We start from the raw sequence: 21,884 nt of genomic DNA on the forward strand, positions 1-21,884 counted from the left end.
TATGTTTGATGCAAGTTACAAAATCGCAGAATTCGATGAAGCATTGTGGCAAGCGATGGAAGCAGAAAGCCGTCGGCAGGAAGAACATATTGAATTAATTGCGTCAGAAAACTATGCAAGTCCTAGAGTTATGCAGGCTCAAGGCTCGGTACTTACTAATAAATACGCTGAAGGTTATCCTGGAAAACGCTATTATGGTGGTTGTGAGTATGTGGATGCGGTAGAGGCATTAGCCATTGCGCGTGCAAAGCAGTTGTTTTTGGCCGATTTTGCTAATGTTCAACCTCATTCTGGTTCACAAGCAAATGCCGCAGCAATGATGGCGTTGTTGGAGCCTGGTGACTTGATTTTAGGCATGGCTTTGCCTCATGGCGGGCATTTGACTCATGGTTCCCAAGTCAATTTTTCCGGTAAACTTTACCGCTCTTTGCAATATGGATTGAATGCGCAAACGGGGCTAATCGATTATGACGCCATAGAGGCACTGGCAAATGAGCATCAACCTAAAATGATTATTGCAGGGTTCTCTGCTTATTCTCAAATTCTAGATTGGGCGCGTTTTCGCGCCATTGCAGATAAAGTGGGTGCTTACCTTTTGGTGGATATGGCCCATATTGCCGGATTGGTTGCGGCAGGTATTTATCCGTCACCGCTTCCTTATGCGGATGTTGTAACAACAACCACGCACAAGACATTAAGAGGTCCTCGTGGTGGGCTTATTTTGGCAAAAGCAAATGAAATCATTGAAAAGAAACTGAATTCAGCCGTATTTCCTGGTGTTCAAGGTGGTCCCTTAATGCATGTCATTGCGGCTAAAGCAATTGCTTTAGCCGAGGCTTTACAACCGGAATTTAAAACGTATCAACAACAGGTAGTGAGCAACGCCAAAACCATGGCTTCCGTCCTTATGGAGCGCGGTTATAAAATTGTATCTGGTGGAACAGAAAATCATTTAATCTTGCTGGATTTAATTGATAAAAACATCACAGGAAAGGAAGCAGACGCGGCATTGGGGCGGGCGAATATTACTGTGAATAAAAATTCAGTTCCCAATGATCCACGCTCGCCTTTTGTGACTAGTGGATTGCGGTTAGGTACGCCGGCGGTCACAACACGAGGATTTAAAGAGCAGGAAATTCGTCTTTTAACTGGATGGATCGCTGATATTCTGAATGATGTAAATGATGATGCCATGATTGCAAATGTTAAAAAACAAGCACTACACTTATGTAGTGAATTTCCAGTTTATCGTAGTTAGTGTATGTATTGTCCATTTTGCCATGCTGAAGAAACTAAAGTGGTCGATTCTCGTCTTGTCGCTGATGGTGCGCAAGTTCGCAGAAGACGGCAATGTCTGGTTTGTCATGAGCGTTTTACTACCTTTGAAACGGCTGAACTAGTCATGCCGGTTATTATTAAACGTGATGGTCGCCGTGAAGCATTTAATGTTGAAAATTTGCGTGCTGGAATGCTGCGTGCTTTGGAAAAAAGGCCAGTGAGCGTGGATGATTTAGAAAATGCAATAGCAGTTATCCTGCAAAAGATACGTCGCAGAGGCGAACGTGAGATTGAGTCTCGTCAGATTGGAGAATGGGTCATGGAGCAATTATATCGGCTGGATCATGTTGCTTATATCCGCTTTGCCTCTGTGTATAAACGATTTAAAGACGTCAGTGAATTTAGGCAAACAATTGATCAAATCAAAGATGATGCATCCTCATGAGGTAGACGTGGATAATCAAACAATTAAAGGTAAAAGAAAAGCAAGAAAACTTGCTTTACAGGCATTATATCAATGGTTAATGACCAAAAGTGAGCCCTATGAAATTGAAGCTCAATTTCATGCTATTAATGATATGACTAAGGTTGATCAGGACTATTTTCATCGTTTGTTACATGGTGTGATTACTCGTCAAAACGAAATAGAAAATGCATTCACTCCCTATCTGGATAGACCTATTCAGAGTTTAAATCCGATTGAACTGACGGTTCTGCGATTGAGTGCATTTGAATTGCTGCATTGCCATGAAATACCTTATCGCGTCGTGCTTGATGAAGCAATTTCCTTAACTAAATCCTTCGGATCCCAAGATGGATATCGTTATGTAAACGGTGTATTGAACAATTTAGCCAGGCAAGTCAGGGCAATTGAAATCCGTGGCATCCATGAATGAATTTTCATTGATACATCAATTTTTCAAATCTATTTCGCATGGGCGCGATGATGTTATGGTAGGCATTGGTGATGATGCCGCTTGTTTATTTGTGCCGCCAGGGCAGCATCTGATAGTCAGTTGCGATACGTTAGTAGCAGATGTTCATTTTCTTTCTTCGTGGAACCCCTATGACATCGCTTATAAGGCTGTTATGGTGAATGTAAGCGATCTGGCTGCTATGGCGGCCGTTCCTGCCTGGATAACACTGGCGCTTACTTTGCCAGAATGCGATGAAGAATGGTTGCAGCGATTTTCCTTAGGGCTGCAAGATGCGCTTCAACATTTTAATATCGCTTTGGTTGGTGGCGATACTACTCATGGCCCATTGAGTATCACGATAACGATTCATGGGATGGCGCTTGAGGGAAAGGAAGTACGTCGTTGTGGCGCAAGTCCGGGAGATAAAATCTGGGTTAGCGGGCAACTGGGAGCAGCAGCGCAAGCCGTTTCTTTTCTGGACCGAACAGACATCGCTGACCATGATAAAATGGAATTAATGAAGAAATTATTATATCCAAAACCTCGTATTGATTTGAGGGATTGCTTGCAAGCATACGCAACGGCCGCGATTGATATTTCGGACGGTTTAAGCGCTGATTTAAATCATATTTGTGAGGCCAGCAATACTGGGGCGTGTTTAATATTGGATAATATCCCCATACATCCTCTCGTTAAAAAATATCAACAGGAAAATGCTGTTGATTTTGCCTTAGGCGGAGGAGATGATTATGAGCTGTGTTTTACGGTTTCACCTAGCCACGAAAAGGCGATGCTCGAGCATCTTAATCGTCTTGGTTTAAGCTGTTATTTTATTGGAGAAATGGAAGCACAACCTGGTTTATGGGGAAAGCAAAAACAGGGTGACATTATGTCACTCGCTCCTAAAGGTTATCGTCATTTTTAGGAAGATAAGTACACAGAGCTGGGGCATCTCTTTGAAAATCCATCATAAAATAAATTAGGCGCTTTGTCATGTTACAATAGCTTCTTATTTTAAGCAGCCATCTGGGAGTGATAATGAACGCGATTAAACTTTCAAATCGAGTATGGCAGGATCCAGTGTATTTTATTGCGTTTGGTTTTGGTACAGGCCTCATGCCAATAGCTCCAGGAACCTGGGGAACTTTGGCCGCAATTCCTGTGTATTTATTGTTGACTAGCAGTGCCTGGAGTGTTTATTTAATCTGCACAATAGCCGCATTTCTGCTTGGTGTGTACGTTTCTGAAAAAGTGTCAACCGACCTAGGTGTACACGATTATTCAGGAATTGTGTGGGATGAAGTGGTAGGTTATTTGTTCACCATGTTTCTTGCACCTTCAGGGGTAGTCTGGATGATAATAGGTTTCTTGCTGTTTCGTATTTTTGATATCTGGAAACCTCAACCCATTCGATTGATTGATAAACAAGTGCGGGGTGGCTTAGGGATCATGCTTGATGACTTGCTCGCTGCTATTCCAGCTTGGGTTATTTTGCAATTACTTGCCTGGGGATTTGCGTGAACGAGAGTCATAAAGAATTCATCAGTATAGGGTTGACCATAAGCATTGTTGCTTTGGCTTTATTTATTATTCATCGGTTCATCCCATCGTTATTATGGGCAGCTATTATCGTTATTGCGACTTATCCAGTCTATCAACGCTGGTGCCGCTTTTTAGGTGAAAGGCATAATGTAGCTGCATTCTTGTTTACTTTAATTTTGGCATTATTGCTGATTCTTCCTGTTAGTTGGTTAGTTACGTTGGCTGTGAAAGAAATTCAATTATTCTTTAATTATCTGCAAAAAATTAATCGAGAAGGCGGTCAGGCGCCAACTTTCTTCCAGGATTTCCCGATTATTGGTAACGAATTAGTCGCTTATTGGAATGAACACGTTGGTAGTCCAGGCAATGTTAAGTATTTTCTTTCTAATTTGCATTTATCATTGACGCCTGCCAGTTATTACATTAAGCAGATCGGTGTAAATATAGCACATCGTGGGTTTCAGCTGGGTTTTACATTGCTTTGTTTGTTTTTCTTTTACCGGGATGGTCATAAATTATTTCAACAAATTAACCATATTGGTGAATTGTGCTTAGGAAAGAGATGGTTCCGGTACATGGACCGATTGCCTTTGGCGTTACGCGCTACGGTAAACGGTACCATTGTGGTAGGCATCGGCGTTGGAATCCTGATGGGTATTTGCTATGGGCTGGTCGGTTTTCCAGGCCCTACATTAACCGGTTTTATTACGGCGTTTGCTGCGATGATTCCTTTTGTGGTTCCTATTGTCTTTACGGTCGTTGCTCTTATTTTATTTGCTAATGGCAGTATGATCGCGGCCATTATTGTGATCGTATGGGGAACGGTCGTTATGTTTGTGGCTGATCATTTTGTCAAGCCTGTATTAATCGGCGGCGCAATCCAACTTCCATTTCTGGCTGTGCTGTTTGGTATTTTGGGTGGTGTAGAAACGTTAGGTCTTCTTGGATTATTTGTAGGACCCATTATTATGGTACTGTTTATTACGTTGTGGCATGAGTCCCAGGATATGATATAAGCGCTCATTATTGTTCGTTATTTATTTAATTTGAATAATATATAAACATATTGAAAAAATTATGCCAGTGTGGCATAATGAAAAGCAACTGGGAGGACTTGAATTTAGAACATTGAGACCAATTTAATGGTTTATGTTGTATTCGTGCAAAGGGGAAACACGTGGATAAAGATTGGCCTACAAAAGATAAAGACATGCATATTGCTCAACTGATTATGGAAGAGTATGCGAAGGAGCAGGACAGCAATTCTTTGGGTTTATTCGAACTGGTTGTTAATCAGGATGAAAAGCGAATGAATTTTCGCCTGGCTAACTGGGTTCTTGCTATTGCCCAGCAATTTAATTCAATGTATGGTGCAAATCGTGGTGATTACATTACAAGGCAAGTCATTAGCCGTTGCATTACACAAGGACAGACCATTCATTAGAGCTTGTTAACAAGCTCTTAGACTTCTTTATGAAACGCTACCGCAGTGGAAAATTGCCTCAAAGATAGAGTTCGAGGGGAAACCGCCATTCCACAGTGGAGGATATTTCTACAGCCTCCCAAAATAAGTTGCATAATCCGTTTCAAATTTTGGACTTTTTTGGTACTGTAACAACACTTGATTTATAGCCTGAATCAAATCAACGTTACGAGGATTTACAGCAATCCCCAAGCCAAACCCATACTCTTTGGATTCTCCAATGGTTTTTAATTGTCCTCCACTGCGAATTTCCCAGTAATAGGCAGTGGGAGTATCCAGAAATGCAAAATCAATTTTTTTTAAAGATAAGGCTTCGATCAGATCTTCTTCATAGGAAAACTCAACAATTCGAATATTTTTGATTCCTGCGCGCTTAATGACCGTAGGAAATACCGTGCCTGATTCCACGGCAATGGTTTTCCCTGTTAAACTATCTAAATTGAAAGGTTGATTAAAATATTTATCATGCGTCAAAAAAATGGCATGGCTTGGCAGGTAGGGAAGAGAAAAGTTGACTATCTTTGCCCGTTCTGGCGTGATGGCAATAGCGCCCACGGCCACGTCTACTTTATCATTAACTAATGCCTCCAATAATTGCCCAAACGGCATGCTGTCAAATTGACAGTCGCGTTGCAGCTTGCTGCATATTTCCTGCATCATAGTAATATCAAAGCCAAATAGTTGCTTGTTGCCCCCTTGCATAACATAGGGAGGTACAAAATTAGCAACAGCGACGCGTAAAGGCGGATTTTGAGCATATACTGATGACCATAAGATAAGAAGAACAATCAGGCCATAATAAATTCTTTTCATGACTCTTCCAGATGGATTAAATAGTATTGACTATGCTATTAACTTAACTTGATTTAGCGCGAACATCCAGTAAAAACTTTTAGTATAAAGAATTATAGCGCTGGGTAGCGCCATGCGGTATTTGAGAAATCAAGTCGCATAAAAACCAATATCTTCCATTCCAATGGATGTATAATTCCCCTTTTAATAAAGGGAGCTAGGGGGGGGATTTTTGATGGTCCTATTGAATCTAATCCTTTGAAAATCCCTCTCAACCTCTCTTTAAAAAGAGAGGAGTTAATGTAATTTACGCAATAATGCTCTTTTTGCAAGAGGCAATATTAAAAATCAGTGTAGGTGAAAAGGATCAAATTTTTTCTGGATAACTATGTCAATAACTCCTAATAGCTTAGTTCAAACAGATATTTTGTTTACAAAACATTTTGAATCGCTGAGTCATCCTTTATCTATGACAGTACGCCAATTGTTAGGCATCAGTGATTATGCTTGCCGCCAAATACTTCATTTAAAAGAGTTGCTAGCCGAAGAGGATTGCCAGGGCAGGCTGGCCAAAGAGGATTACCAGCAGTTAATTGCTTCAATGAGGATAGATAACCCAGTTCAGATGTTTGCGCAATCATTACGGCAGTTTCGTCATCGTCATCTGCTGAGATTATTGCTACGGGAGTTGGCACATCTTGCTGATACCCAGGAAACAATAGCGGCTTGGTCCGATTGCGCCGATGTCATTATTCTGCATACATTAGCCTATTGTAAAGCGCAATTATCCAAGCGGTATGGCGTACCTCGATCTACATCAGGTCAGGTTTGCCAATTATATGTCATTGCCATGGGTAAACTGGGAGGGCGAGAACTGAACTATTCTTCGGATGTTGATTTAATTTTTGCGTTTTCAGAGGCTGGTTTTACGGACGGGGAGGAATCCATCAGTAATCAGGAATATTACAGCAAAGTCATCCAGCAATTTATCCAGTTGCTCCAAACTGTGACAATAGATGGTTTTGTTTTTCGCATTGATTTGCGTTTGCGTCCGAATGGTGATAGCGGGCCCTTAATAAGTAATCTTGCGGCTATGGAAACTTATTATCAAGAACAAGGTCGTGATTGGGAACGTTATGCGATGGTTAAGGCCAGGCTTATCAGTGTGTCAGCTGATGTACAAAAAGATTGGTTTGAGCGATTGATTATCCCTTTTGTTTATCGCCGATATGTTGATTTCAGTGTGATTGAATCATTACGGAGTATGAAGGCGATGATTGAACGTGAAATACAATTGGATCCCATGTTGGATGATATTAAAAGAGGACGAGGCGGAATTCGTGAAATTGAATTTGTCATTCAATGCTTTCAGTTAATTCGTGGTGGGCGGTTGCCGCAGCTTAGACAGCAAAATGCTATAAGAGCATTAAATGCCCTAAAACAAGAAGACTTGCTTTCGCATACAGCCGCTTTGCAACAAGCGTACCTTTTTTTACGTAAACTAGAAAACATGTTGCAAGCCCATAATGATCGCCAAACCCATGCGTTGCCTACGGATGAGCGCATACGTGGACAAATCGCATTGGCAATGAACTTTAATCATTGGGATGAACTGGTGGAACGTTTAGAACAATATCGAAGAATCATTAGCCATGCATTTCATGCCGTTCTTGGCAAAGCAGATATCTACGAAGATGAAAAAAAGTTACTGGCCAATCAATTTGCCAGCATTTGGCAAGGGCATGTGGAAACAACAATGGCTGTTAATCTGTTGGCAAGTCTTGGTTTTCAGGAAGCGGATCGTTGTTATCAAATGCTGCATGCTTTTCGTCATGCGCCACGCTGTCGTCGCTTATCACAAGCGGCACGCCTGCGTCTTGACCGCTTTATGATTCTTTTGCTTCATAAGTTAAGACAAGTAAATAATACCGATGCTGTGCTGCTGCAAGTCTTGCATTTGTTGGAAAAAATTGTTGGGCGCAGCGCTTATTTAGCTTTATTAACAGAAAATCCAACGGTGCTTGAAGAGTTATTGCACTGGTTTGCCTATAGCCCGTTTATTACTTCTCTTTTAGTGAATCAACCGTTTCTCTTGGAAGTATTGGTGGATCAAAACCAAGCTTGGCGGCCTCTTGCGCGCTATCAATTAGATCAGTTACTGCAAGCACATTTAAGCCATGGCTGTGATGAGGAACTGCAAGATGATTTATTACGTCAATTTAAACTGACCTGTTGGCTGCTGGCTGCGCGGGCGGAACTCTATGGTCAATGTGATGCATTGCGTATTGGTCGATTTCTAGCAGATGTGGCTGAAGTCATTATTACGAACGTTGTTATTCTTGCCTGTCAACGATTGAATGGGCGTTATCCTGAAATCATGACGATTAAATCTCGTTTTGCCATTATTGCTTATGGCAAGCTGGGTGCTCGAGAAATGAATTATGATTCTGATGTGGATCTGGTTTTTCTTCATAAGGCTCAGTCTATTGAGGAAGGATTAGTGACACGTTTGACGCAAAAAATCCTGCATATGCTGACAATGCGTTCGCAGCTGGGTGTGCTTTATTCGGTTGATACGCGATTGCGCCCCTCAGGGTCAGCGGGGCTTTTAGTCAGTCATGTGGATGCATTTGTTGAATATCAGCGTGTTCATGCCTGGACTTGGGAGCATCAGGCTTTATTACGTGCTCGCACTATATTTGCAAGTAAATCGATAAAAGCGACTTTTAATCACTTAAAAGCAAATGTTTTGTCTTTACCAAGAAATAAAGCATCATTGGCAAAAGAAGTAAAAAACATGCGTGAAAAAATGAATAAATACACGGAGAAGGATGCCATTAAATACGTGCCAGGCGGCTTGATTGATCTTGAATTTTTAGTGCAATTTTTAGTGTTAGCCAATCCTGCAAAAAATCGGGTACGACGGACTAATACATTGGCTCAATTACATGATTTATTTCATCAGAATGTTCTGACTCAATTTCAATTTCAGCAATTAAGGCAAGCCTATCGTCGTTATCATGAGGCGATGCATCAGTATTTACTGCAATCAAAGACAGCAACCATTGGGGAGCAGCAGGCGAATGTGTTAGCGATTAGCAAGGAAATTTATGCTAGCCTTAGTTCGGAGTTTTGATGCAGTTTATAAAGCATAAAAACTCCGAATTGGGGTTATTCTAGGAAATCGGCGTATAAATCATAATCATCACTGCCTTTTATCTTAACTGTTGCAAAGGAGCCTGTTTTAACCTCTTCTTGTTTAGGCAAGAAAACCAGACCATCAATTTCTGGTGCATCACTCATGCTGCGGGCGATGATTTGTTTATCATTTATATTGTCAATCAAGACTGTTTGCTTAGAGCCGATTTTAGCCTGTAATTTTTTACGACTGATTTCAGCTTGGATTTGCATAAAACGGTGATAGCGTTCTTCTTTAATGTCGTCTGGTATTGGATTGGCTAAATCATTTGCTTTTGCACCAGCTACAGGAGAATATTGAAAGCAGCCTACTCGATCCAATTTGGCTGCCTGTAGAAAATCCAAGAGTTCTTCAAATTCATCGTCTGTTTCGCCAGGAAATCCGACAATAAAGGTAGAGCGAATAGTGATGTTTGGGCAAAGCTCACGCCAATAGGCAATGCGTGCCAGTGTGTTCTCACTGCTGGCTGGCCGTTTCATGGTTTTTAATACCCGGCTACTTGCGTGTTGTAAGGGAATATCCAGATAAGGCAAGATCAAACCATCTCGCATGAGAGGAATAATGTCATCAACATGCGGATAAGGATAGACGTAATGTAATCTAACCCATAGGCCTAACTGACCTAATTGTTCACATAAATCATAAAAACGCGTTTTAATGGTCTTTCCTTGCCATTCCGTATCTTGATAGCGTGTGTCTACGCCATAAGCGCTGGTATCTTGTGAAATTACAAGTAACTCTTTAACGCCTGCTTCTTTTAATTGGGTTGCTTCCTTAAGGACATGAGTCAAAGGATAACTTTGCAATTTGCCGCGCATGGTTGGAATGATGCAAAACGTACAGTTTTGGTTGCATCCTTCAGATATTTTTAAATAAGCGTAATGACGAGGAGTCAGTTTAATCCCCTGCGGTGGAATTAATTGAGTAAATGGGTCTGTTGGTGGTGGCAGATGATGGTGGACAGCACGAATGACTTCTTCATAAGCATGGGCGCCACTAATATGGAGGACATCAGGGCAAAATTCGCGAATTTTTTCAGCTTTTGCTCCCAGACAGCCAGTGACAATGACTCGACCATTCTCAGCCATGGCTTCTTGAATAGTGTCTAGCGATTCCTGGATGGCAGCGTCAATAAATCCACAGGTATTGATGACAACCACGCCGGCATCTTGGTAACTAGACACCAAATCATAACCTTGGGCACGTAGTTGCGTAATGATTCGTTCTGAATCCACCAATGCTTTAGGACAGCCCAAGCTAACAAAGCCGACTTTGTGATTCATCTTGCGTATACTTGTGTAAAAAAAACATACGAATTATACCGGCTTATACACAGTAAAGTCCAATGTTTAAACTTAACTCGCTAGCGACAAGGCCCTAGTTAATTTGTTATAAAAGGTATCAGAAGAAATTTCTCCGACGGTTCGAAGATTATTTAATTCTTTACCTTGCGTATTGAAAAATAGAAACGTTGGTGGCGCTACGACGTCGTAAAGACGTTGTAATGCCTTGCTATCCGCATTGTTGGCTGTGAGATCGATCTTTAATACAATAAAATTCCTTAAGGCAGTTTGCACTTGAGGATCTTGTAACGTTGTTGCCTCAATTATTTTACAAGCAGTACACCAGTCGGCATAAAAATCAAGTACGACTGGCTTTCCTCTTGCTTTAGCCAGTGCTTCCTTGAGCTGCTCAACGGTGTTGATGGATTCACGGTAAGCCTGGTTGGAGAGATGAGTTTGTAGAGTAGGGCGTGCAACCAAAGGCTGTAAAGGATTTGTGTTGCCTTGGCTTGCACCAATTAAAATTAAAATACCGTATACCAGGAACAAGATGCCCAGACTTTGGCAGAATTTCTCGACATGAGTAGCAGAGCGGGTTAAAGCTCCTAGAAAAATGCCTGAAAAGATCAGTAAACTTCCCCATAAAGCCATAATCAGTGTTGCAGGCAATACACGGTCAAGCAAATAAATGGCTACAGCTATTAATAATACACCAAAAAACGCTTTTACCGTATTCATCCAATGGCCGGCTTTAGGCAATAATTTTCCCGCGGATGTTCCGATTAATAACAACGGGATACCCATACCAAATCCTAAGGAAAACAAGGCGATACCACCAAAGATAATATTACCGGTCTGAGCGATATAGCCTAAAGCACCAATTAAAGGTGCAGTGACGCAAGGGGATAGAATTAAGGTAGATAAGCTTCCCATCAGAGCTGCACTAAGATAATGGCCGCCTTCATGGCTGCGAGTTACACTTGCTAATTTGTTTTGCCACGAGAGCGGCAATCGTAATTCATAAAAATTAAACATCGATAACGCTAACAGGATAAAAATAAGACTAAATACACTAATCACCCAAGGAGATTGCATGACGATTTGCAGATTATTGCCCATTAGTGCCACAATCCCGCCAACCACAGCATAGGTTGCTGACATGCTCAAGACGTAACTTAGCGACAGGAAAAAAGCCTTACGCGTAGACAAGCTTTCGCCATGGCCGACAATAATGCCAGAAAGCACAGGAACCATAGGCAGGACGCAAGGGGTGAAAGAAAGTAATAAGCCAAATCCTAAAAAACCAAGAATAATCCATACTAAATTGTCTGTGGAAAGTACCTGTTCAATATCATTATCTTCATTTTCCGTGTTATTGGTGGTAGGCGTTGTGTCGTCTTGTTCGATAGTCGCTTGCGTCAATGCCAGATCTTGATTAACCGTTAATTTGATTTGTTTTAACTGTGGAGGATAGCAGAAGCCATCATTGGCACAGCCTTGGTATCGCACGTTAAGTAATGATTCACCTGCTTGGTCGCTGAGGATGGAGACGGGTAAAGTCAGTTGTTTACGATATACCTCATAGGTCTGTCCCTGTTTATCGGTTTTTTTAAGGGATTCAGGAAAACGAATGGGGCCTAAATGAATATTGCTATTGGCCTGTGGTGTTAATAGGATGCGATTTTTATATAAAAAAAATCCTGGACGGATGTCCCAATTAAGAAGCAACGTGTTAGGATCGGATGGCGTTGCAGTGATTTGAAATACCTCTTCAGCCGGTGGTGGATTTGCAAAGCCCAAGATGGTTGTAAAAAATAAAATCAAAAATAAACCATAATATTTCATTGTCATCTGATAAAAAGAGAGTTCTGTTAAGTATTGTAAAGCATCTTATGGCTGAGTCAAAAATTGACCATCTATATTTATGGCGATTGATATGATTGGCCTCTTGCGAAACTCATTTGCCTTGAAAAGAGCGCGGGGAGAAGCGGAGTATAGAATGTCGATTGGAATAATGAGTCTTAGAGCTTGTTAACAAGCGCTAAAAAAAATCAAATTTTTTTTCATTCTGCCCTTGAAAGCCGTTAAATAATCCCCATATGGCAATCATCAGCGTTATGATGTATCGTGGCGCTAACAAATCAGAGGGGTACTCTGAAAATAAATCAAGGTAATAACCAAACCAGGAGAAAACAAAATATGAAGATTCGTCCTTTACACGATCGTGTTGTTGTTCGCCGTCTGGAAGAAGAGCTGAAAACGGCAGGCGGTATTGTAATACCTGACAGTGCCAAAGAAAAGCCAATGCAAGGGGAAGTTATTGCAGTTGGCGCAGGTAAAGTGTTAGAGAACGGTGATGTACGTGCTCTGGCTGTTAAAACCGGCGATGTTGTGCTGTTTGGCAAATATTCTGGTACGGAAGTCAAGATTAATGGGCAAGAACTTGTCGTGATGCGTGAAGATGACATCATGGGTGTGGTTGAGAAGTAATTTTATCGACTAAGGAGATAATATAATGGCTAAAGATTTACGATTTGGTGACGAAGCTCGCCAACAAATGCTTGCTGGTGTCAATGCGTTGGCAAATGCGGTGCAAGTGACTATGGGCCCAAGAGGTCGTAACGTGGTTCTGGAAAAATCCTACGGTGCTCCAACAGTAACCAAAGACGGTGTATCAGTTGCAAAAGAAATTGAGTTTGAAGATCGCTTCAAAAACATGGGCGCCCAAATGGTTCGTGAAGTGGCTTCTAAAACATCAGATGCGGCTGGTGATGGTACGACCACTGCTACCGTATTGGCTCGTTCAATTCTGGTTGAAGGCCATAAAGCAGTAGCTGCTGGCATGAATCCAATGGATTTGAAGCGTGGTATTGATAAAGCGGTTCTGGCAATTACCAAAGAATTGCATTCTATGTCCAAGCCTTGCAAAGACAGCAAAGCAATCGCACAAGTAGGAACCATTTCTGCTAACTCTGATGAAGCCATTGGCTCAATTATTGCTGAAGCCATGGAAAAAGTAGGTAAAGAAGGTGTTATTACCGTTGAAGATGGCAACAGTCTGGAAAATGAACTGGCTGTTGTTGAAGGTATGCAATTTGATCGTGGCTACATTTCTCCATACTTTGTCAACAATCAACAAAACATGTCTACGGAACTTGAAAGTCCATTCATTCTGTTGGTTGACAAGAAAATCGCCAATATCCGCGACATGTTGTCTGTATTGGAAGGGGTTGCTAAATCTGGCCGTCCATTATTGATCATCGCTGAAGACGTAGAAGGCGAAGCTTTGGCTACGTTGGTTGTTAACAACATGCGTGGTATTGTTAAAGTCTGTGCCGTTAAAGCGCCAGGATTTGGCGATCGTCGCAAAGCCATGTTGCAAGACATTGCTATTTTAACGAATGGTCAAGTCATTTCTGAAGAAATTGGCAAGAGTCTGGAAAGTGCTTCATTAGAAGATCTTGGTTCAGCAAAACGTGTTGTAGTCACCAAAGAAAATACCACCATTATTGATGGTGAAGGCAAAGCGAAAGACATCAATGATCGTATTAGCCAAATCCGTGCTCAAATGGAAGAAACTTCTTCTGACTACGATCGCGAAAAACTGCAAGAGCGCGTGGCCAAATTGGCTGGCGGTGTTGCAGTCATCAAAGTCGGTGCGGCTACTGAAGTTGAAATGAAAGAGAAAAAAGCCCGAGTAGAAGATGCTCTGCACGCAACACGTGCTGCTGTTGAAGAAGGCATCGTTGCTGGTGGCGGTGTTGCTCTGATTCGTGCACAAAAAGCGTTGCATAACCTGAAAGGTGACAACCATGATCAAACCATGGGTGTTGACATTCTTCGTCGTGCTATCGAGTCTCCATTACGTCAAATCGTAACCAATGCTGGCTATGAAGCATCTGTTATCGTCAACAAAATTGCTGAAAATAAAGGCAACTTTGGCTTTAATGCAGCAACTGGTGAATACGGTGATATGGTTGAGCTTGGTATTCTTGACCCAACCAAAGTGACTCGTACTGCCTTGCAAAATGCGGCTTCTGTAGCAAGTTTAATGCTGACCACAGAGTGTATGGTTGCTGATCTTCCTAAGAAAGAAGAAGCTGGTGCCGGTGATATGAGCGGCATGGGCGGCATGGGCGGCATGGGTGGTATGGGCGGCATGATGTAATCTTGCTGTTTATCGCACCCTTTAAAAAACCATGTTTTTTGGTCTAATGCCAGTCAGTTAAGCTGACTGGCATTAGGATATTGGGCTGACTGCGTCTCATAAAATCGGTTATCTTCCCTAATTTTTTGCTAACAAGTCAATATTATTAGCTTGCAGTGCTTCTATAATCTCCATATTCAATTCACTTGTGATCACAGGTTTTTTCTCAATATCGCTGATAACACAGCGTACATCTAAATAGAATTGGTTTGCTCCTCGATCGTGCGCTAATTCATATAATATTTCAGGTTCATACGGCGGTGTTTGAACCACTTGCTTATGTTGTGAGACGATGTTTTGAATGATGTGTTTTGCTTTGTTTAAATCATCGCTGTTTCCAATGAGAATGGGAATATTAATTTTAACGTATCGATTATTGTCGAATGTATAGCACACGATGGATTTTTCAATCAGGAGGGAGTTAGGAAAGATGACTTCAGAATTGGTTTCTGTCGTGATTTGTGTAGACAGTAGACTAATTTTTTTTACGAGCCCTTCAACCTGCTCAATAATGACATGATCTCCAACCTTAATCGGTTTTTTAATAAATAGAACAAGACCACTGATGAAACTCGTCATGATGCTACGTAAACTAAATCCAATACCCACAGAAAATCCACCGAGAATCAATCCTAAAAATCTGAGATTGATGCCAGAAATGATGAGTGCGATAAGCAAGGCGATGAGATAGGTAAAATAGGTCACCAACATAACAATCGTTGCCTGTCTATCAGGATCTTCGGCAATGGTTTTGAGGGTGCCAATTCGCCTTGCAATGATTCGACCTATTACTAAAATTAGGCAAAAGAATCCAACTGCTCTTAAAATTCTGAGAGGTGCTATTCGCATATCATTCAGCTGAAATCCGTGATGTAAATAATTAAAAAAGGATAAAATTTCTTGTTTAGGAACCCACCAAATGACCATCAATAACATACAGGTATTAATCGTTATTCCTATGAGAATAGCAATGCGTATCACCTGTAATTCCACTAATGAGCCGCGGTGATGTTTGATGATCATCGAGCTTAATTTATCTTGCAATTTGTCATGCGCATAATTTATCCATATACACAATCGCCAATAGATAAACAAAATTAAAATCGTACCTAGGACACTGGGAATGAAAAAAGTGGCAAATTGTTGATAACCAATCCAAGCCATTAAAATAGGAACAAGAAACAGGGCGATGATCGTGTTCATCATGATATGAAGAGAGCGTCGAGATAATTTGTGTCTGATGGAGTCAAGCTCAAATGCGGTCCAAAAGGTCCAAAGTGCAGCTATGCTAAGAATGGTTAGATAAACAGTCTTAATAAAATCAATATAGAGCTGGGGGATAGGCTGATTGTTGAAAAACAACAATCCTAAAATACCAAACAAAATAAGTCCAAGCAGTATCTTTGTACGTAATAAGATGGAATCAACTAAGTGATGATCAAACCAAGGTCTATTGACTAAGATAACTCTTATATAGAGTTCGTTCATGGCGTTGACTAGAAGATACAGAAAAAGTACATCAGTGAAAAATGGTCTTGCGGCTACTCCTGTCTTGTAGAATGCTATTAAGTGTATATAGAGGCTTAATACGCCCACGGGCAGTAAAATTATCGCATAACGCTTGATAATAGTAAGGCCTCGCACGTCATGCTTAACGTATTCTGGATTAAAAGACCATTTGTAGGATAAGGAAGAATAAAAAACAATCAAAATAATTAAAAAATAAATGATGGTCAGTTGGTTAGACTGGGGTGAAATAAAACCCATAAAATCAGATAATGCTTGTGCATTAAAGAAAAATTTTTCGTAGTCTCCATACTGGAATATTTTCCATGGCGGCATCCCTTTTTCCAATAAAATGTATTGTTCTTTCTTCTTTATTTGGGACAGTATGTTGATACGTAGGTCATGAAGACGGTATAGGCTCAAACTACACGAGGCTACTTGTTTTGAATACAGGTTTTTTTGCTTAATTAAGTAATTATACTGCGATTTATCTTCTTTCGCTAACGTCGGGGCGACCGTTTCATCGTCTAATAACTGATTGATACGTTTTAAGTGTTCTTTATTATCAGCCACACACTTTTCCGTTTGTTGTTGCAGATCTTTAATGGTTGATAATAGCGAGTATAGAGCGTCGATATTTAGAGCGTTTGAAGATAGGTTTTGATGAATTTGACTCAGTTTGTTTTTTATTCTATCACTATCAAAATCGACCGCATTCGATGCAGAAAACATCAAACCAGACCAACACAAAACAAGCGTGATTAATAAATTTTTAACGAGATTGTTTATAAGTGTTCTAATGTGAAATAAGGGTTCTGCCCGCCCAACACGTTTCATTTTTTATTAGTTTCTAATGGCTTATGATTACAATGTTAGTATAAATTTCGCATTCTATGGAGCGTTTGGACGATGGATTACCGGATAAGCTCTCCAGTGGATATATCTAAACAATCTCTATTGATTGAAATTATTTTTTAGTTATCAGAGCAACTATATCTGGATTCGAAGGTTTGCCATGCTCTCTATACTAAGTGCATGGCAAGAGATTTAATTAATATAATGACATTTTCCATCATGGCTCATGCACACTTGGCCTTTTTTCTTACACGCTTTTTTCTTGGCTGCTGTACATTTTGACTTTGTCAGATGCTTTGTTTGGTGAGTAGCTGCCTTGTCGTTCTTTGCTATTGTGGAAGCGGCAAATGCCACGTTCAAAGAACCAAACAAAAATAAAGCGCCAATCGTTGAATTTAAAAGAATATGTTTCATGCTATTTTCCTTACACATTTGCTTATCTTAATTATGTTGATATATTTTACAGTTTGTCAAAATTATTATCTAATTATTTCGTCTGGATGGAGATGAATTGTCACCTGTCTACCCTTGATTTTGTCTATTACGAATGTAACTGGAGCCGGCTCCCACCATAATCTTACAATGACAGTAAGTAGGCTTATAAATGAATAATTTCAATCTACCTTGTGATTAAAAATTAGAGGTATTTATCCTGCAACGAATTAGAGTTTTATTTGCAATGCAGTTAAAAATTAATATAATCATGTTTTTTTAATGTAGTTTTTTTGTGTTATTTCATGATGATGTCGGTGTTAGGTGGTTTTATCAGGATGATGTTTAGTTTACACAAAAATGCATCTTACCTGTTTGTCATTTTTATATTCACTTTCAGTTCAAAGGTATTCGCCGTTGATCCAGCAGGCGGTATCTATGCAGGTGTTATTTTAGGAGCCAGTCACACGCCTAGCCTTGATTTTACACTATCGATGCCAACCAATTTTTTTAGTTTTATCTGTCAGAATAATCCGGCTGGTTGCAGTGGTTTGTCCAATAAAGGTCAGTTAACGTATACCTATCTCGGTGGCTTGGGTTTACAATTTGGTTATCGAATTAAGCGATATCGTGCAGAATTGGAGTTTTTATATAACGACAGTCCATACAAAACGTTGCAAGTAGGGAATGTTGCTATAAATCATACTGCCACAAACTTGAACCGTTTGCGTGAGCGGAAATCCGGATCAGAATTCAGTATTGAAGGAAAAACTGCAACCGCTGTCGGGTTCCTGAATGGCTATTATGATTTATTGGCACCTGATCAATTTTCGCACTTCGTTCCTTATGTTGGTGCGGGAATCGGATATGCGCAGATCAGTAACCGAAATCGATTTTTATCCCAAGATTCTGAAATTACAAACACTTATAGCTCTGTGCAAACGCAAACGGGTGCTGCCCAAGGCATTTTTGGTATTAGTTATTTTTTTGGTGATTACACCTCTCTTAGTTTGGATTACCGATACCTCACGTCTTTGAAAGAGGTTAGGTATGCCTTTCAAGGAATTAGTCTTAACCAATTTAATGCTCGTTTTCAGGCACATACACTCAATCTAACGTTTAATGGCGTGTTGCATGGCATTTGATGTTATTACGAATCATGGTATTGACTGAGCTTATCCGCTGTCCCAAATACAGCTTTGATGTCTTGCCTATCCTGAGTGCTGTGAAAACGATGGATGTACTTTTATTGATAAGGGATGGATATGGGTTTCATTCGGATAAGCTTCATTAGCGTTCTTTCTTTTTTGCTTTTATCGTGTGCTTCTAATTATGGCGCGATTCAACTGCCTCCGGATCGCATAAGCTATAATGCATCGTTACAATATAGCGATACTCAACAAATGTTAATTAACATCGTTCGTTTGCGCTACACCGACATTCCCTATTTTTTAACGGTCAATAATGTTGTGTCTCAATTTAATTATTCCCGACATGCTGGGGCAGGATTCACCAATGATCCTGGCTCAACTTCTTTAACAGTTGGGGTTGATGGAGATGTTTCTTTAGATATCAGCGAATCCCCAACCATTACTTATACGCCTTATCAAGGTGAAAACTATGTCACGAAGTTACTAACTCCCATTGATTTAAGCGTTGCTTATATGCTATTGCGAGCAGGTTGGGGTGTGAATGCGGTATTTCGTTTAATCTTCCAAGGTTTTGGTGAATATGCAAACAGTACTATTGCTTCACGTTCTGTCACGAGACGTGTGCCTGAATACAAGGAATTTCATGAGTTAGGACTTGTTTTTTTGCGATTGCAACATAATAAACATTTAAAGGTTTCACCAGAAAAAACGGATGGAGAATTCGGCATTAGATTAACGATAGAACATTTCAATAGAATCCCCTCAAATGATCGAAACGTGTTAGCCAAACATGGGTTTACTTCTTCAACGCCCTCGGTACTGCTTGTGAGTCATCCTACAAATAGACCTGGCGAAGTATATGTGCAAACAAGACCTGTCTTGGGTGTATTTAATTATTTATCAAAAGGAGTGGATATTCCTGAAGAGGACATTATCTATAAACGCGCCCCTATGACGTATCAAAAAAATGGCGAGATTTTTGATTGGAGAAAAATCACTCGTGGACAAATGAGTGTTCACACGAGCAAGTTGAAGCCAAGTGAATCTTACGTTGCCGTAAAGTACAAGAAGAACTGGTTTTACATTGCAGAAGATGATTTTGATTCAAAAGAAACGTTAAATATGCTGTCTATCATCATGGGCATTTATCAAGGGGACGTTCAAAGCTTTTTGCCTGTACTGACGGTCAGTTAAATTAAAAGAGCTATGACCGTGTGTCAGCTACGACTTAATATATGAACTATAATTAGCGACATAAGGTCTGTTGACAAGAGATGTAAATTATTTTCTTTGTACAAGGACCTTTTTTTATTAGCTTCAGAGAGAGGAGGCGACAATGAAAAAAATAATCCTGTGTTGTTGTATTGTGTTTAGTATGGGCGTTTTTATTAATGCTAATGCTTGCCAAACTGAGAAGTGTAATAATAACGGGGATTGCAGCAAATATGGAAATGAACGATGTAAGACCGCTGGAGCAAGCTGCAAGGGGCAGTGGGATGAGGATCCTTTTAAGAGCGGTACACAAGGATGTCATGGAACCTGCTATTGTAAAGAACCATCATCAACGTCCAGTGCTACAACAGTACAAGGTTCAAGTTCAACGAAAAAAGCACCTTCCAAACCACATCATCCACGAAGCCAGGATGCCCAAAAAAGACTAAAAAGTAGATCGCAGTAACATTTGAATTTACAGAGGGAGCGTAAGATTATGAAAAAAACTATAATGATGTTGTTTGCAACACTTGCAATGGGGTTTTTTTTCAATGCACAAGCCTGTAAAACAGGATTGTGTAATAAGGATGGTGATTGCAATAGTTATGCGCCAATTTGTACATCAGGAAAAGCTTACTGTAAAGGTGAATGGGATGAGGATCCTTTTAAGAGCGGTACACAAGGATGTCATGGCAATTGTGTTTGTAAAAGCGGTTCTTCTTCATCGAGTGTAAGTTCAGGTCAAAAGAAAAAACCGGAACCAGCAAAACCAAAGCCAGCAAAACCAGCTAAACACAAAAGGCCTGCTGCATGATCAGCTGAGCCTTTTGATAGCAGCAAGAATAGCCTGGTTGCTTGCAACCGGGTGACTTAGCTAGGCTTCATCAATGATCTTCAGAATGAAAAGCGTAATCACATTCAACAAAGAAATCTAGGGTCTGCTGACATTTTCTTGTAACCAATTGAAATAAAAGAGAAAAATCGTAGGATTTAAGTTCCCACACAAGAACAAAACAAGTTTGCAATGGCTAGACGTATGCTCAGCGAAGAGCTTTGGTCAAAGCTACATAGAATAATGCGTGAACATGGGATTTATCACAAGCCCCATTTACGCAATACCGTAGAAGGAATGCTATACAGAATGCGTGTTGACTGTTCATGGCGGGATCTCCCGGAAGAGTTTGGATGTTGGAATACCGTGTTTCAAAAATTCAATCGCTGGTCATTAAAAGGTAAATTAATGGTCATTTTCAAAACGCTTGTATATGAACCTGATCTGAAATGGAAATTCATTGACAGTTCTTTGTGAAAGCTCATCAACACAGTGCTGGCGAGACTTCTGAAGAAAATCAGGCTTATAGGAAAATGCCGGGGTGGAAATACGACAAAGATAGATATGGCGGTTGATGCACATGGCTTGCCCATTGATTTTGAGATAACCGAAGGTGAAGTACATGACTGCAAAATTGCACCAGAATTCATTGAAAAGTTACCCGATGCAGATTTTACGATTGCAGACAAAGGCTATGACAGTGAGGAGATTCGACATGTCATTCGCAACAAATCATTGGTTCCAGTGATTCCCAGAAAAAATAATTCCAGAATTGGTAATGCAGACATGGATTGGTATTTGTATAAATATCGACATTTAGTTGAAAATTTATTCGCAAGAATCAAGCATTTTCGTGCTCTTTCTACCAGATTTGATAAATTAAAGCGCAATTATACATCGGTAGTTGCTATGGCATGTGCGTTTTTATGGTTGCCTATGTGGAATGTCAAGAGACCTTGTTAATGTCCTTTTTTCTTTGTTTCAGAGCCTTTACGTACTGGCTTTACTCGGAACAACTTGGCCTTAATTTTTGAAAATAGAGAACGAATCCATTCTCCAATTACTTCTACTACCAGCCATATAACGAAGTCTATAATCATATCTGCATTCCCAAATATTTTGATCATTATAATCACATATTGAATTTATTTTGTCAAAATATGCTTATACTGTCTCAAGCTAGAGAAATGTCAAC

At 40.3% G+C, this 21,884-nt stretch carries 19 protein-coding genes and 1 pseudogene; 15 read left to right on the top strand and 5 right to left on the bottom strand.

The window, feature by feature from the left end; translation table 11 throughout:
* Position 1: 1 nt before the first annotated feature.
* The 7 genes from glyA to E1O52_RS01870 all read left to right on the top strand — a co-directional run bounded on the left by glyA (position 2) and on the right by E1O52_RS01870 (position 5,181).
* Positions 2-1,258, top strand: coding sequence for a serine hydroxymethyltransferase (gene glyA, locus E1O52_RS01840; protein ID WP_133127013.1), 1,257 nt, complete (start codon positions 2-4; stop codon positions 1,256-1,258).
* A gap of 3 nt (positions 1,259-1,261) precedes the next feature.
* Positions 1,262-1,723 (top strand): transcriptional regulator NrdR, encoded by a 462-nt coding sequence (nrdR, locus tag E1O52_RS01845; protein WP_133127014.1) that lies wholly within the window; start codon positions 1,262-1,264, stop codon positions 1,721-1,723.
* 7 nt (positions 1,724-1,730) lie between these two features.
* The gene (gene nusB / locus E1O52_RS01850; protein WP_133127015.1) at positions 1,731-2,174 is read left to right on the top strand and encodes a transcription antitermination factor NusB; all 444 of its coding nucleotides are present in this window, start codon (positions 1,731-1,733) and stop codon (positions 2,172-2,174) included.
* The gene (gene thiL, locus E1O52_RS01855; protein ID WP_133127016.1) at positions 2,167-3,120 is read left to right on the top strand and encodes a thiamine-phosphate kinase; all 954 of its coding nucleotides are present in this window, start codon (positions 2,167-2,169) and stop codon (positions 3,118-3,120) included. The genes nusB and thiL overlap by 8 nt, the downstream gene beginning before the upstream one ends.
* Positions 3,121-3,233: 113 nt before the next feature.
* Positions 3,234-3,716 (top strand): phosphatidylglycerophosphatase A family protein, encoded by a 483-nt coding sequence (locus E1O52_RS01860; protein ID WP_133127017.1) that lies wholly within the window; start codon positions 3,234-3,236, stop codon positions 3,714-3,716.
* Positions 3,713-4,753: an AI-2E family transporter gene (locus tag E1O52_RS01865; protein ID WP_133127018.1), complete on the top strand. Its 1,041-nt coding sequence runs from the start codon at positions 3,713-3,715 to the stop codon at positions 4,751-4,753. The genes E1O52_RS01860 and E1O52_RS01865 overlap by 4 nt, the downstream gene beginning before the upstream one ends.
* Before the next feature lie 161 nt (positions 4,754-4,914).
* Positions 4,915-5,181: a hypothetical protein gene (locus E1O52_RS01870; protein WP_025385334.1), complete on the top strand. Its 267-nt coding sequence runs from the start codon at positions 4,915-4,917 to the stop codon at positions 5,179-5,181.
* A gap of 108 nt (positions 5,182-5,289) precedes the next feature.
* On the opposite strand, the gene E1O52_RS01875 is transcribed toward E1O52_RS01870, so the two are convergent.
* Positions 5,290-6,033, bottom strand: coding sequence for a transporter substrate-binding domain-containing protein (locus E1O52_RS01875; RefSeq protein WP_133127019.1), 744 nt, complete (start codon positions 6,031-6,033; stop codon positions 5,290-5,292).
* 367 nt (positions 6,034-6,400) lie between these two features.
* Here E1O52_RS01875 and glnE point away from each other — a divergent pair, with 367 nt between their 5' ends.
* On the top strand, positions 6,401-9,148 hold the full coding sequence (gene glnE, locus E1O52_RS01880; protein ID WP_133127020.1) for a bifunctional [glutamate--ammonia ligase]-adenylyl-L-tyrosine phosphorylase/[glutamate--ammonia-ligase] adenylyltransferase: 2,748 nt from the start codon (positions 6,401-6,403) through the stop codon (positions 9,146-9,148).
* 35 nt (positions 9,149-9,183) lie between these two features.
* Here the strand turns inward: glnE and rimO are convergent, their stop codons facing one another.
* Both rimO and dsbD read right to left on the bottom strand, forming a co-directional pair.
* Positions 9,184-10,494, bottom strand: a complete 1,311-nt coding sequence (gene rimO, locus E1O52_RS01885; RefSeq protein ID WP_133127021.1) for a 30S ribosomal protein S12 methylthiotransferase RimO — start codon at positions 10,492-10,494, stop codon at positions 9,184-9,186.
* A 72-nt stretch (positions 10,495-10,566) separates the two neighbouring features.
* Positions 10,567-12,339, bottom strand: a complete 1,773-nt coding sequence (gene dsbD / locus E1O52_RS01890; RefSeq protein ID WP_133127022.1) for a protein-disulfide reductase DsbD — start codon at positions 12,337-12,339, stop codon at positions 10,567-10,569.
* Between the two features lie 354 nt (positions 12,340-12,693).
* On the opposite strand from dsbD, the gene groES reads away from it, so the two are divergent.
* Positions 12,694-12,984: a co-chaperone GroES gene (gene groES / locus E1O52_RS01895; protein ID WP_133127023.1), complete on the top strand. Its 291-nt coding sequence runs from the start codon at positions 12,694-12,696 to the stop codon at positions 12,982-12,984.
* Positions 12,985-13,006: 22 nt separating this feature from the next.
* Positions 13,007-14,662 carry a chaperonin GroEL gene (gene groL / locus E1O52_RS01900; protein WP_242602134.1) on the top strand — a complete coding sequence of 552 codons (1,656 nt, stop codon included), beginning with the start codon at positions 13,007-13,009 and terminating at the stop codon, positions 14,660-14,662.
* Positions 14,663-14,779: 117 nt separating this feature from the next.
* Here groL and E1O52_RS01905 read toward each other — a convergent pair whose 3' ends face one another.
* Both E1O52_RS01905 and E1O52_RS01910 read right to left on the bottom strand, forming a co-directional pair.
* Complete coding sequence (locus E1O52_RS01905) at positions 14,780-17,044, bottom strand: mechanosensitive ion channel family protein (protein ID WP_133127025.1); 2,265 nt, start codon at positions 17,042-17,044, stop codon at positions 14,780-14,782.
* Between the two features lie 210 nt (positions 17,045-17,254).
* Positions 17,255-17,476 carry a hypothetical protein gene (locus E1O52_RS01910; protein WP_133127026.1) on the bottom strand — a complete coding sequence of 74 codons (222 nt, stop codon included), beginning with the start codon at positions 17,474-17,476 and terminating at the stop codon, positions 17,255-17,257.
* A 356-nt stretch (positions 17,477-17,832) separates the two neighbouring features.
* Between E1O52_RS01910 and E1O52_RS01915 the strand changes: the two genes are divergently transcribed.
* The 5 genes and pseudogenes from E1O52_RS01915 (at position 17,833) to E1O52_RS01935 (ending at position 21,652) form a co-directional block, all read left to right on the top strand.
* Positions 17,833-18,639 carry an outer membrane protein gene (locus tag E1O52_RS01915; protein ID WP_165474680.1) on the top strand — a complete coding sequence of 269 codons (807 nt, stop codon included), beginning with the start codon at positions 17,833-17,835 and terminating at the stop codon, positions 18,637-18,639.
* Positions 18,640-18,759: 120 nt separating this feature from the next.
* Positions 18,760-19,839, top strand: coding sequence for a hypothetical protein (locus E1O52_RS01920; RefSeq protein WP_133127028.1), 1,080 nt, complete (start codon positions 18,760-18,762; stop codon positions 19,837-19,839).
* Positions 19,840-19,981: 142 nt separating this feature from the next.
* Positions 19,982-20,323: a hypothetical protein gene (locus E1O52_RS01925; RefSeq protein ID WP_133127029.1), complete on the top strand. Its 342-nt coding sequence runs from the start codon at positions 19,982-19,984 to the stop codon at positions 20,321-20,323.
* Between the two features lie 30 nt (positions 20,324-20,353).
* On the top strand, positions 20,354-20,671 hold the full coding sequence (locus E1O52_RS01930; RefSeq protein WP_133127030.1) for a hypothetical protein: 318 nt from the start codon (positions 20,354-20,356) through the stop codon (positions 20,669-20,671).
* 210 nt (positions 20,672-20,881) lie between these two features.
* Positions 20,882-21,652 (top strand): annotated as a pseudogene (locus tag E1O52_RS01935) (IS5 family transposase).
* The last annotated feature ends 232 nt before the right edge of the window (positions 21,653-21,884 follow it).

The organism is Legionella nagasakiensis (assembly GCF_900639915.1).
In the GTDB taxonomy this organism is placed as follows: Bacteria; Pseudomonadota; Gammaproteobacteria; order Legionellales; family Legionellaceae; genus Legionella_A; species Legionella_A nagasakiensis.